Source organism: Prosthecobacter sp. SYSU 5D2, assembly GCF_039655865.1.
Taxonomy (GTDB): Bacteria; Verrucomicrobiota; Verrucomicrobiia; order Verrucomicrobiales; family Verrucomicrobiaceae; genus Prosthecobacter.
This window is the reverse complement of record NZ_JBBYXL010000006.1, coordinates 1-11,723: the sequence shown is the minus strand read 5'-3', so window position 1 is coordinate 11,723 and position 11,723 is coordinate 1. Positions and strand designations below refer to the sequence as shown.

General features: G+C 59.0%; 10 protein-coding genes and 1 pseudogene. 4 read left to right on the top strand and 7 right to left on the bottom strand.

Annotated elements, in window-relative coordinates:
- Positions 1–7: 7 nt before the first annotated feature.
- Entirely contained in the window at positions 8–1,270 is a 1,263-nt protein-coding gene (locus tag WJU23_RS11045; RefSeq protein ID WP_346332623.1) for a polysaccharide pyruvyl transferase family protein, read from the bottom strand.
- 131 nt (positions 1,271–1,401) lie between these two features.
- On the opposite strand from WJU23_RS11045, the gene folD reads away from it, so the two are divergent.
- Positions 1,402–2,277 (top strand): bifunctional methylenetetrahydrofolate dehydrogenase/methenyltetrahydrofolate cyclohydrolase FolD, encoded by an 876-nt coding sequence (gene folD / locus WJU23_RS11040; protein ID WP_346332622.1) that lies wholly within the window; start codon positions 1,402–1,404, stop codon positions 2,275–2,277.
- A gap of 208 nt (positions 2,278–2,485) precedes the next feature.
- On the opposite strand, the pseudogene WJU23_RS11035 reads toward folD, so the two are convergent.
- From WJU23_RS11035 to WJU23_RS11025, 3 genes and pseudogenes are all read right to left on the bottom strand, one after another.
- A pseudogene (locus WJU23_RS11035) lies at positions 2,486–2,698 on the bottom strand (VF530 family protein); the annotation flags it as partial.
- A gap of 63 nt (positions 2,699–2,761) precedes the next feature.
- On the bottom strand, positions 2,762–3,280 hold the full coding sequence (locus tag WJU23_RS11030; RefSeq protein ID WP_346332621.1) for a YkgJ family cysteine cluster protein: 519 nt from the start codon (positions 3,278–3,280) through the stop codon (positions 2,762–2,764).
- A gap of 48 nt (positions 3,281–3,328) precedes the next feature.
- A complete protein-coding gene (locus WJU23_RS11025) occupies positions 3,329–4,018 on the bottom strand; it encodes an SGNH/GDSL hydrolase family protein (RefSeq protein ID WP_346332620.1) in 690 nt (229 codons plus the stop codon).
- Between the two features lie 125 nt (positions 4,019–4,143).
- On the opposite strand from WJU23_RS11025, the gene WJU23_RS11020 reads away from it, so the two are divergent.
- Positions 4,144–5,601: a hypothetical protein gene (locus WJU23_RS11020; protein ID WP_346332619.1), complete on the top strand. Its 1,458-nt coding sequence runs from the start codon at positions 4,144–4,146 to the stop codon at positions 5,599–5,601.
- 18 nt (positions 5,602–5,619) lie between these two features.
- Here WJU23_RS11020 and WJU23_RS11015 read toward each other — a convergent pair whose 3' ends face one another.
- Both WJU23_RS11015 and WJU23_RS11010 read right to left on the bottom strand, forming a co-directional pair.
- Positions 5,620–7,299, bottom strand: coding sequence for a glycoside hydrolase family 75 protein (locus tag WJU23_RS11015; protein ID WP_346332618.1), 1,680 nt, complete (start codon positions 7,297–7,299; stop codon positions 5,620–5,622).
- A 26-nt stretch (positions 7,300–7,325) separates the two neighbouring features.
- Entirely contained in the window at positions 7,326–8,135 is an 810-nt protein-coding gene (locus tag WJU23_RS11010; RefSeq protein WP_346332617.1) for an SDR family NAD(P)-dependent oxidoreductase, read from the bottom strand.
- Between the two features lie 48 nt (positions 8,136–8,183).
- Between WJU23_RS11010 and WJU23_RS11005 the strand changes: the two genes are divergently transcribed.
- Complete coding sequence (locus tag WJU23_RS11005; protein ID WP_346332616.1) at positions 8,184–8,543, top strand: cupin domain-containing protein; 360 nt, start codon at positions 8,184–8,186, stop codon at positions 8,541–8,543.
- A gap of 317 nt (positions 8,544–8,860) precedes the next feature.
- On the opposite strand, the gene WJU23_RS11000 is transcribed toward WJU23_RS11005, so the two are convergent.
- A complete protein-coding gene (locus WJU23_RS11000) occupies positions 8,861–9,601 on the bottom strand; it encodes an AAA family ATPase (protein ID WP_346332615.1) in 741 nt (246 codons plus the stop codon).
- A gap of 830 nt (positions 9,602–10,431) precedes the next feature.
- Here WJU23_RS11000 and WJU23_RS10995 point away from each other — a divergent pair.
- Positions 10,432–10,878, top strand: a complete 447-nt coding sequence (locus tag WJU23_RS10995; protein WP_346332614.1) for a hypothetical protein — start codon at positions 10,432–10,434, stop codon at positions 10,876–10,878.
- The last annotated feature ends 845 nt before the right edge of the window (positions 10,879–11,723 follow it).

The window sequence follows — 11,723 nt, the reverse complement described above, 5'->3', positions numbered from 1 at the left end:
CCCCGGTTTAACCGAGCACTTTTTTCACCACTCCCATGCCATCCGCCTGCCGCTGGTGCACAAAGTCCATGGCCTTCTTCACCTTCGCCAAAGCGGCCGGATAGTCCTCGTGAATCTCCATAACGGTCTGGAAAAGCTTATCCGCCGGAGTCGCATCAAACTCCAGCAGCCATTCCTTCAGGCCGATGTCTTCAAACATCCAGCACTTCAAACCGTGGAACTCGGAGAAGGCGTGGATGATCGGTGTACCATTGGCAAGGGCAATGATGGGCGAATGCGGCTCATGGCAGACGACGGTGTGAGCGCGGGCAAAGACTGAGGCGGCTTCATCCGCATTCCAAAAGTATTCCAGGTTGACGACGTGCTTCTGGATCTCCGGTGGCAGCGGATCGAAAATGAGGCGCTTATTGTGGCCCATTTCCTTATAGGTCTCCGGTGCAATCAGCACTTTGTGCCCCGTCGCCTTCACCCATTGGGTGATGAGTTCACGAAACACTCCGGCTCGCCGTTCATCATCCGCCACCTGTTCTGGCGTGGGATACAGCGGATTCAGCTTCTGCGGACGCGAATCATCCACTCCGGGTGCTTTCGGGGTATTCGTGCGCAGGAGAACGGTGATGAATTTGCGATCCTCCAAACCGAGCTTCTTCATCGTGGCGAGTCCGCGTTCTTCATCACGCACATCTATGCCAAAGCAGCCGTCTGGGCCAAACTCCAGCACCGGTGTCTTGACTCCTGCCTTCTGCAGCATCTTAAGCGTGCGGCTTTCGCGGGTATAAATAAAGGACGCCGCATTTAGCAGCTCCATGTTTTCAGCACCGGTTTTCCCGGTTACCATGGTCTCGAAGTAAGATTGCCCATAGACGCCGTAGGGTTTGCCCAGGTTGCGGCAGTGTTTCATCCAGGCCGTGTCCTGGCCCATGCCGGAATTGCGGATAAAAAGGTCACTTTCGGCAATAGCCGCCCGCAGTTTCTCATCCTGCGGTTCCTTGCCAGTGAGATCGCCCCGGTAAATCTTCACTTTCGGGAAACGCGCTTTCAGCATGGCGATCACACGTTCATCCACCTTTCTCGCCCACACGTTCACATTCACCTCAGGCAGATGCTGCTCCAGCACCCGCAGCGTACCTGGCGTATGACCGATGTCCCCGATATTTACAGTATCCCAGGCGGACATCAGCAGCACGGTTTTGGCTTTGCCATCTGCGGCAAAAACGCTGCCCCCAAGAGCAGCAGTGACGGCGGAAATAAAAGTGCGGCGAGTGGTCATGGTTAAGGCAAAGAGGTCAGGAGGAACACTGTTTGGACATAAATGCGGGCCAGAACAATAAAGAAATCACGATCCTGCATCGGACACTGGATCGTCATTGACTCGGAGCCGGGCCTGATTCACCAAAAGAGATGCAACTGATCTCTGGAACCGCCGTCGCTGAAAAAGTCCTCGAAGAATGCCGCCGTGACATTGCTGCGCTGGCGTCCGAGGGAAAAAAGCCGGGGCTGGCCGTGGTGCTTGTGGGAGATGATCCGGCCTCACGGGCCTATGTGCGGTCCAAGGATAAAAAATGCCGCGACCTGGGCCTGCACTCCATCAAGCTGGAACTGCCTGCCGAGACCACGCAGGAAGAGCTTCTGGCGCATGTGCAGACGCTCAACAATGACCCGGCCATCCACGGCATCCTGGTGCAGAGCCCGCCGCCGCCGCACATTGATGAAGCCGCCATCGTCCGCGCCATTGACCCCGCCAAGGATGTGGACGGTTTTCACCCGATCAACGTCGCCAAACTGACTTTGGAAGACCCGTCTGGTTTCGTCCCCTGCACGCCGCTAGGCTGCCAGCGCCTGCTCATGGATGCGGGCATTGAAACGAAAGGGGCCAATGTGGTTGTATTGGGCCGCAGCATGATCGTGGGCAAGCCCATGGCCCTCCTGCTCATGGCGAAAGGCCCCGGCGGAGACGCCACCGTCACCGTTGCCCACTCTCGTACGAAAGACCTCCCCGCCATCACCCGCCAGGCGGATATCATCATCGCCGCCATTGGCCGGCCTGAGTTTCTCAAAGCTGAGCATGTCCGTGAAGGGGCCGTAGTCATTGATGTGGGCATTAACCGGGTCGAAGCCCCGGAGACGCCGAAGGGTTACAAGCTCGTCGGCGATGTCGCCTTTGATGAAGTGGCCCCCAAATGCCAGGCCATTACGCCTGTTCCTGGCGGAGTGGGTCCCATGACCATCGCCATGCTCATCGCGAATACGATCAAGGCCTGCAAGCAGCTTGCGTAGCCGCGCTCGCCAGAGCGTGGTATGTCCACCCTTACTCACCTTCCTTCGGCGTCTCGCAGCTCTCCACTGCTTCATCTGGCTCAGGCTCATTGCTCACCGCTTCATCCTTCAGCGGCTCATTCGTCACAGCCTCACCTGTCACAGCTTCATCTTGCATCTCATCCGCCAGGGGGGCCATCCGGCCTTCGGCCACGGCTTTCAGATCGGGCAGGGTATCAATGTAAAGCTCCTCCACCTTCTGGCGGGCCCAGGGTGTCTTGCGCAGGAAAACCAGACTGGACTTGACGCTCGGCTGCCAGTTGAAGCAGTTCACCTTGATTATCCGCCCCAGCATCTCCCATCCATAAAAGGCCTGGAGATCGGTCACCATCTTTTCGAGGGTGATCCCGTGGAGCGGATTCTTGGGGCCTGCGGCGTACATCCATGACAGGTGGATCATTTGACGCGTCTGTCCAGTCTCTTGAGCGATCCCGCACGACTCAGATCACATATTCAGGGCCACCGGCTCGGGGCGGAAATGAAGGTTCAAAAGGTCATTCAGCCCCTGCATGGCATGACGCAAAGGGTACATCTGGGTCTCCCCGCCTTGCTGCAATAGCTGCGTACATCGCTCCAAAAGGGGCCTTTGATTTTCCATGTTTCCATGAGCCTCTAACAAGGCCTCCACCTGCCTGACCAGAGCACGCACTTCTGCAATCCTGCCCTCCGCTTCGCTTTCCGCAATGTCCCCGGCTTGCAGCCCCAGGATCTGCCGGCATTCAAACAGTCGGCAGCGTTGCGGTCTGGACTCATAAATGGTGCAGGTGCAATCGTTGAGGAATCGGCAGGGCTGGTTGAAATACGGCTCGCGTTTTTTCCGGCTCAGCTTCATGCCCAGGGCCTCCAGCGCCTTCACGGAATCCACCGGCTGAAGCCGGACAATGTGAAACAGCACCCCGTTGCAGCACATGCCACAGGCCGTGCAGAGACGGGAGGCAGCAGCAGTGGAATCGGGATCGGACATGGCGGGCAGCGCATCATGAGCTGAGTTTGCCGCCCGGCAAGCCTGGCTTTACTTGCCCAGGGCAGCCCTGATTTCCTGGGCGACTTTTTGCGCCAGGTAATCGGACCCGTCATCGTGATAATGCACATCCTGAGGTTTCTGCATCTCCGCCAGCTTCGGGGTGATCCAGGCATTCAGGTCATTGATAGCCACGCCGTTTTCCTTCATCACTTTTTCAGCGATGGCATTGTATTCCGCTTCTTCGCCGAACTTGCGATCTGGAACGAGCGGGCCTTTCGGGATGGGCGTCGTCGTGGCCCAGATCAGCTTGGCACCGGTCTTCTTCATGCGTGCAACGAGGGAGCGCAGATTGGCTTCATAGTCCGCCGTCTCCACCTGCCGCTTGCCATCCGGCATGAACTTCAGGTCATGGATGCCCCAGTTAAAATGAATCACGTCCCACTTGCCGCTGCCCAGCCATTTCTCGATGTTGGCCACACCGTTCTTCGTCGGGCCGCCATTCTGCGGAATGCGGTGCACATTGGCCACACTCTCCAGCAGCTTACGGGTCGGCACGGTATAGCCCATGGAAATGGAATCCCCGATGAGCAGCACACGCGGCAGACCTTCCACATCCTGCACCGGGATGAGTGACGGATTGGGTGCCCGTTTTTTCGGCTCTGCCTTCTTTTCCTCCGCAAGAGACGGAACCAGAAAGGAAACGGAAAGGAGCGAAAGCAGGAACGGGCGGAGTTTCATGATGGGAGTGTGGAAAAACGAACCGGGGCTGACAAGGATAAACACGCCTATTGAGTGTGGATAATTTTCATCACTGGCTACGAAAGCACGTGAAACATGAACGCGGCTGCCGTTCCCTGTCCTTCATGCAGTTCCAGATTCACGACATCCGCTTTCACGTGCTGCCCATGCGCACGCGCTTTCCTTTTAAATACGGCATTGCCAGCATGAGCGCGCTGCCGCATCTCTTTGTCACGGCGGACCTGAGCGTGGATGGCAAACCAGCCCGTGGCCTGGCGAGCGAAGGTCTGCCGCCGAAATGGTTTACCAAAAATCTGGACACCGATTTTGAAACGGATCTGGCGGAGATGCTCGCCGTCATCCAGAACGCCTCCCGGCTCGCCCGGCTGGCTGCCTCCAAACCCATCCGTTTCTTCCCCTGGTGGCAGGAGCTTTATCAGGAGCAGGCGGCCTGGGCCAGCGTCAAACAAGCCCCATCCCTGCTGGCCAATCTCGGCGTCAGCCTCATGGAGCGCACGATCCTGGACGGCCTTTGCAAAGCATCCGGCATTCCCCTTCATCGTTTGTTAGGCAGCGAAGCTCTTGGCATTCGCCTTGGGGAAGTGCGCCCTGAACTTGAAGGCATCACCGTCGCACAGACCCTTGCCCCGCAGCCTCTGTCGCGCATTGCCGTGCGCCACACTGTGGGCCTTGGGGATCCCCTCCGCACCCAGGACATCCCGGAGCAGGAAAGGCTGCACGACGGACTTCCTCACGCCCTGGATGAATCTATCCGCGCTTACGGCCTGAGTTACTTCAAGATCAAAGTCTGCGGGCAGGCCGAAACCGACCTGCCGCGCCTGCGACTGATCACCAGCATCCTCACCCAGGAATGCCCCCAGGAATTCCATGTCACGCTGGATGGCAATGAGCAGTTCCAGGACCTAGCCAGCTTCCGCGATTTCTACGAGACCCTTCGTGCCGATCCTGCCCTGGCGCCCCTCTTCCAAAATCTCCTCCTCATCGAACAACCGCTGCACCGGGCACACGCCCTCACAGACGATGTTGCACCCGCCATCGCGGGCTGGAGTGACGGCCCCGGCCTCATCATTGATGAGGCGGATGGAGCGCTGGCCGACCTCCCCCGTGCCCTGGATCTCGGCTATTGCGGCACCAGCCACAAGAACTGCAAAGGCATCGTCAAAGGCCTGGCAAATGCCGCCTTGCTGAAAGTGCGTCAAAAAGCCTCCAGCCGGCCTCTCATTCTCAGCGGCGAAGATCTCGCCAACGTCGGACCCGTCGCCATGCTCCAGGACCTGGCGATGATGTCAGCCCTCGGCATCACGCATGTGGAGCGCAACGGGCATCATTATTTCCGTGGCCTGTCCATGCATACAGACGCGGTGCAAAGCGACACCCTAAAACATCATCCAGATCTTTACCGTCTGCACGAAGCCGGTTTCCCGACCCTGGACATCCGCCAGGGCCATGTGGCGCTGGACAGTGTCAATGCAGCCCCATTCGGGTGCGGACTGATCCTGGATGCAGAAGCCGGCACACCTCTGAATGACTGGATCAAACAAGGAGGCATGGCCACCCTGTAGAGCGCCGATTTCAATCCTTCATTTCGGATTGCTGCTGGCTGCCGGAGGATTCGTTGGGTTTGGTGTGCTCTCAGAGCCCGTAGTCCCAGATTCCGCCGGAGTTGCCGCTGGTGTGCTGGCAGGCGCAGTCGTATTTGGAGCAGTCTCTGGTGTTCCTGCTGCGGGCCCAGACGGAGTGGTTGTAGTGTTGGTTGGTGGAGGGGGTGTCACTGCATCTGCTGGCAGCGGTGTACCATCCGCTGCCAGACCGCCGACTACGGCAGGTTCCGGCACTGGTTCAGGTTTCTTGAACGGATCTTCCCACCGGTGAAGCACTTCATCCGCATTTTGTGTCCCGATTTCCTTGAGATATTCCGCACACTTCGCATGCCAGTGCTCCAGGTTGGGCGGGCTGTTTGGCTTTTCTGCCGTGCCGGGAAAGACCACATAGGTCACCTTCAAATCACTCTCCGGCCTCCGATAAGGAGAGGCTTTTTCATTGATGGTTTTGGCCATCATGAGAGAGGCCTCACCCATTTTCTGGCTCGGCCCATAATCCCCGCAAATGGCCGGATACATCTTATCACCATAAATGACCACCGCATAGTCACCCATGTTCGGCGTGTGTTTGTTTGTGGGGTGACCGCGAAACAGCAGCGACAGCACAATGAACGGATCCTTCTCCGCAATCAGGCTGCTGCGAGACTTCATCTCACTGATCTCCAGCTCAAGCTGCCGGATCAGCGCCTGCAGCTCCCGGTTACGTTCCGCCGTCAGGCCCTTCACCGCATAGTCCGCCTGCGCCTTTTTCAGCCGCGCCTCCCAGCGGGCCAGCAGCGGATTTGGCGTCTTGGTTTTCTTCGCCCAAGCATAGCTGGTGAAGGGCTGATAATAGTCCGACATGAAGATGTATTCATCCAGCGTCGCCATGCGGTCGCCGTCGGATCCATCCGCCACCACATCCATCTCGGACTGGATCAGCAGCGACTTGCGTTTGGTCGTCGGATGCTCCATTTCCAGGATCGTCTCGCAGTCGAAAAAATTGTGCCGGTCCAGGATCTTGTTCAGCCGGGTGATGTCCCGCTGGATGCCGTTGGTCTTGTTTTCATACAGCTTATGGTAAAAGCCCGAGACCTTTGAGGCAGGCAGCATGGCCGCCAGGTCAGGCAGCAGCGTCGGGAGTGCCGGATTGATGCGCGACAGCTCCGCGAGGCTCTGGTTGGCCTTCGGCACCCTCACAGACAGCTTGAACTCCGCCCGGTAGGCATCGGGGTCCAGCCGCTCCAGGTTGGCATAAGTCCCCTGTTCTTTCAGAAGCTCCGTCTTGATGGTGATGCCGTTATAAAAGGTGGAAACATCCACATCCCGGCGCGGAATGAAGGCCTCCGGCAGCGGCGGCGGCGGTGCTGGCACCTCTTTGATGACCTCTTTCACCACTTCCTTCACCACCTCTCGCGGCACCTCCACCCGCTTCTCCACTTCCTGCGTCACGATGCGCGTGCGCTCCTCCTGGGCCTCAGCGATAATCTCCTTCAGTCCGCGTTTGATCTTGCCCGCAAACGGCGTAAACGGCAGCACCAGCAGGATGGCAATGATGATAAGCACCATCAGCCGGATCAGCCTGCCCAGCACACTGCCGCTCTGCGGCTTCTGCGAATTCCAGGGGCTGGGACCGCGCTGGTCCATGGGGGTCAAAGAAGGGTCGGGGCGCTTGAACATGCCGGGGGGGGAAGGTGTTAAGTTTTTTAGACTGTGCCTTTGGCAAACCGTCTCCGCAACAGGGGACGCAAAAGGATACGTGGAAGGTGGCGAAAAAGCCGGAAGGCGATTTTCACTCCCAGCCCTGGATACACGCAGGTATGCCCGCTGCGCAAGGCCGCGAGACCTTCCGCCACCACCTGCTGCGGCGGGATGCGTAAAAGATCCTGACCGTCCCGGTCCGTATCCTCACCGTCTGGACGCTGGGCGGTCTTGCCAAAACCCGTCGGCGTCGGTCCTGGGCACACGCAAGTCACCGCGATCCCCTCCCGCTCCACCTCAACGGCCAATGCTTCGGAAAAACTCGTCACAAAAGCTTTGCTCGCAGCATAGACTGCCATCGCCGGCAGCGGCAGCGCACTGGCCAGCGAGCTGATGTTGATGATCCCTCCTGGCCTCTTCAGCAGCGGCAGGCAGGCATGCGTCAGCAGCACCAGGGCCGTCACATTCAGATCCATCTGCGCCTTCAACTTCTCCGCCGCCGCCGTGGCCACCGTTCCATAATCCCCCATCCCGGCATTATTGATCAGCAAATTCGGCTGGAAACCGGAGGCCACGACCTCCTTCAGCAGAGCTCCCCTGCCCTCCTCCGTAGCGATGTCACAGGCATGCAGATGCACTTTCAGCGCCCCGTTCAGCACCAGGCACTCCGTTTTCACCGCCTCCAGCGCCTCCATCCGCCGTCCCGTCAGAAACAACGCCCCCGCCTCCGGCGCAAGCTGCCGGGCAAACTCCGCCCCCAGCCCCGAGGACGCACCGGTGATAAGAGCATTGCAATGTTGGGTATCAAAGTTCATGCGGAAACTTGCACACGGCGTGCACCCGCAGACCATGCGTGCATCCGCATGACCATCAACCCACTTTCTAAACAAGTTCCCTTCACCACCAAGGACGGCAGCACCATCCGCAGCATCCTGGACCGGACCAATGCCCCCGTGCAAAACCAGTCCCTCGCCGAGGCCACCGTCCCAGTCGGCCGCCCCACCGAGCGCCACTATCACAAACTCAGCGAGGAGTTCTACTACATCCTCGAAGGCGAAGGCACCATGGAAATAGACGGCGAGGAACGCCCCGTCTCCCCTGGCGATGCCATCCTCATTCCCCCCGGTGCCTGGCACCAGATCACCGCCACCCAGACCCTCCGCTTTCTCTGCTGCTGCGCCCCGCCATATTCTCACGACGATACCTATTTTGCCACTTTGTGATTTCTTGATAGGAGGGAAGCTGACGCGAAGGACAGGCTTCCCTGGTCATGCACCTTTGCCCTAGTCCAAGACTCCGGTGGCTCGCCCATCGCTGGCTGGCCATTGGTCGCGATGCGCGCACGGGTCCCCGCTGGGTCAACGGCGAAGACAGTCCTCATGGATACACTTTCGAAGCTCAATGCCACGGCTTTGGTGCCCGCTGTCAACGCTTCGTGCCAGCCTCGCGGCTGACGACACATGACGGGCCTCCGGCTGCCTGGCTCCAGGCTCTGCCGCGCGAGGTTTCCATGTTCTCACTCTCGACAGCCAGCGGGAGGTTACGGGGCCTTGACCTTGGTTTTGCTCCTGGCCTTGCGCACGGGTTTTTCGGGGGCGAGGGTCATCTCGGGAGTGACTTTGATGCCCATGCGCTTGTAGTAGTCCAGCATCTTCTCAGTGGCGACGCGACCAGCTTCGAGGCCGATCTTGGACATCTCCGACATTTCACGCAGCGGTGCTTCCTGGAGGGTGTTGGAGGTGAACATGGCTTGGACTTGGTCGAGGGTGTGCGTCTTATTATCGGCGACCTGACGCGGCGGTGGCACTTGATTATCCCACAAGACCCACTCATCGGCAAGGGGGAGGTAGTCGTGGGTCCAGTGGCGGCGGCTGCGGTCGAAGCGGCGGCGGATGTCGGCCTCGGGCACGTGGTGGCCGCCGAGGCGGACGCGGAGGTCCACGCGGGAGACGGCCTGGGTGGCGGAGCCGATGATGAGGTAATGAAGGTGGAACCGGTAGCCCCGCGCTTTGGCTTCGCGGATCAGGGCGAGGTAGGTTTTGCCGCTGAGGGTGGACTCAATGGCAAAGCTGGTCCCGGCCTGGATGAGGGCGCGGGCTTCTTCCAGCAGGAGGCGTCCGGCGCGGAAGGCGCAGAGGGAGGGATCCAGCGGCGAGAGGCCGCGAGCGATCTCATCGGCATTGAGAAAGCGCCTCAACCCAAGCCGGGGCAACAGCTCCCGCGCGAGCGTGGTCTTGCCTGCGCCATTGCAGCCGCCGATGATGCAGAGGACGGGGTTCATGAGGGACTTGTAGCCAGGAGGAAGGAAGATGCAAAAGGGAACGGCGCACCTCGGCGATAGCGGTTGCTGGCCGTTGATTGTGTTTGTTTGCAGTGGTTCGGGCTGAGGCCGGAGATCTTGGCTTCAGGGTGTTCTGTCAAGAGTCGCACCCTGACTCGAATGGCACTGAATGAAGGCCGCTTTGAGGTCAGATTCGCAGAGATTTCTCATCCAAAAATCAGCCTCATTCAGCACCATTTCACCCTCACCCCGTTTTCCTCCACTCCCTTTTCCAATGAGCCAGGACATGACCCGTTCACTCCGCCAGCACTCCGGCTAACTGCGGGTGGCCCACTGCCACACCACGAACGAAAACTACGAAAAGCACGAAAACTCCCCCTCTCCACAAGAGGACTTTTCGTGCTTTTCGTGCTTTTCGTATCCCGCGCAGCAGCACCCGCCGCCTGCCCTTGCTCTCCACAAGAGGACTTTTCGTGCTTTTCGTGCTTTTCGTATCCCGCGCAGCAGCACCCGCCGCCTGCCCCCCTCTCCACAGGGGGGGCAATTCGTTAAATTCGTTAAATTCGTTAAATTCGTATCTCCCGCAGCAGCGCCCGCCGCCTGCCCCTGCTCTCCACGGGAGGAGTTTTCGTGCTTTTCGTGCTTTTCGTATCCCGCGCAGCAGCACCCGCCGCCTGCCCCCCCTCTCCACAGGGGGGCAATTCGTTAAATTCGTTAAATTCGTATCTCCCGCAGCAGCGCCCGCAGCCTGCCCCTGCGGCCCTTGATGGCCCTGCCGGGGACATCATCCGCCACCTGGCCCATGCAGAAACTCTCCACTCCCTTTTCCAATGACTTCCACTCCCCTCGAACACAGCGATTCCATCCACCAAAATGCCTCGCCTGGTCAAAACAAGGTGGGTTCCAATGGCCCAAACATCAGACTCACTAGCGAGGCTGATGAAGTGCGCCAAAGCAAGCCGCATATGTCAAGCTGCCACACGGCGACAGACCAGGCAGATCCAGCGTCTTTCTCACCTGCCACATTGGAGAACATCACCTCCACACTCCGCCAGCGCCCCGGCTACCTGCGGGCGGCCCAATGCCATACGAAGAACGAATTTAACGAATTTAACGAAAACTCCCCCTCTCCCCAGGAGGACTTTTCGTTCAATTCGTGCTTTTCGTCCCCCGCGCAGCAGCGCCCGCAGCTTTCCCCAGCCGCCCTTTACGGCCCTGCCGGGGAGATCATCCGCCGCCTGGCCCCCGGAAAAATCTCCACTCCCTTTTTCCAATGAACCAGATCATGACCGGTTCACTCCGCCAGCGCCCCGGCTAACTGCGGGTGGCCCAATGCCACACGACGAACGAAAAGCACGAAAAGCACGAAAACTCCCCCGCTGGAGATGCAGACCCAGGCAGCGCTGGGAGACCCAATGCAGGCTCAACCTTCCAACCGATTGCAGTTCGCGTCTCGTGAATGACCTAACGACGGATTTGCTGGCTGACGTTGATGGCGCTGCTCATTCATGGAATGGCCAATCTGTCAATTGTCGCAGACGGATCCCGTTTCCCCAATAATGACATGATGAGTCCAGAGCCAATCCAAGCCTGGTGGTTTTCGGGCTCTCCTCGGCGCGGGAAATTTTTACCAACCGGCTACCTTCCATCGTCCTTCCAGGACGGGTTTTGGCTTTTCCCCTCTGTTTCGGCCCTTTTAATGGTTCCCGACTATTAGTGCTTATTAGTGAGCATTAGTGGTTTAGAAAATCATCTTCTTTGGCCATTCGCTGGTGAGGGTGATGGGGGGAATTCAGGGACGATTTAGGCGGCTGCGCCGCAGGGAAATGAATGCGGGCAAGAGTGCCCACGCTCCTCTCGCGCGGCTTGGCGTGAAGAAGGTGTTTGGCAAAGATTTCGGGAGCGGGAGCAGGCAGGTGCGAAGCCGCGAAGCGAATGCCCGCTTCACTTGGGGGGCTTTTGCGGGAACCTCAGTTGGGGACCAACTGAGCTACTTGCTGGCGCAGCTCCTCTTGGCGGACTTTGCCAAGGTCGGTGCGGGGGATGGAGGTTATTTGGACGGTGCGGGTGATTTTGAGCCAGGGGGGGCTGGCCTCATGGAAGGCGGTGAGGAGGGGGGCGG

What these genes read in the sequence shown, in the direction of transcription:
- WJU23_RS11045 (WP_346332623.1), bottom strand. Translation starts at nt 1,270, where the DNA reads ATGACCACTCGCCGCACTTTTATTTCCGCCGTCACTGCTGCTCTTGGG.
- folD (WP_346332622.1), top strand. Translation starts at nt 1,402, where the DNA reads ATGCAACTGATCTCTGGAACCGCCGTCGCTGAAAAAGTCCTCGAAGAA.
- WJU23_RS11030 (WP_346332621.1), bottom strand. Translation starts at nt 3,280, where the DNA reads ATGTCCGATCCCGATTCCACTGCTGCTGCCTCCCGTCTCTGCACGGCC.
- WJU23_RS11025 (WP_346332620.1), bottom strand. Translation starts at nt 4,018, where the DNA reads ATGAAACTCCGCCCGTTCCTGCTTTCGCTCCTTTCCGTTTCCTTTCTG.
- WJU23_RS11020 (WP_346332619.1), top strand. Translation starts at nt 4,144, where the DNA reads ATGCAGTTCCAGATTCACGACATCCGCTTTCACGTGCTGCCCATGCGC.
- WJU23_RS11015 (WP_346332618.1), bottom strand. Translation starts at nt 7,299, where the DNA reads ATGTTCAAGCGCCCCGACCCTTCTTTGACCCCCATGGACCAGCGCGGT.
- WJU23_RS11010 (WP_346332617.1), bottom strand. Translation starts at nt 8,135, where the DNA reads ATGAACTTTGATACCCAACATTGCAATGCTCTTATCACCGGTGCGTCC.
- WJU23_RS11005 (WP_346332616.1), top strand. Translation starts at nt 8,184, where the DNA reads ATGACCATCAACCCACTTTCTAAACAAGTTCCCTTCACCACCAAGGAC.
- WJU23_RS11000 (WP_346332615.1), bottom strand. Translation starts at nt 9,601, where the DNA reads ATGAACCCCGTCCTCTGCATCATCGGCGGCTGCAATGGCGCAGGCAAG.
- WJU23_RS10995 (WP_346332614.1), top strand. Translation starts at nt 10,432, where the DNA reads ATGACTTCCACTCCCCTCGAACACAGCGATTCCATCCACCAAAATGCC.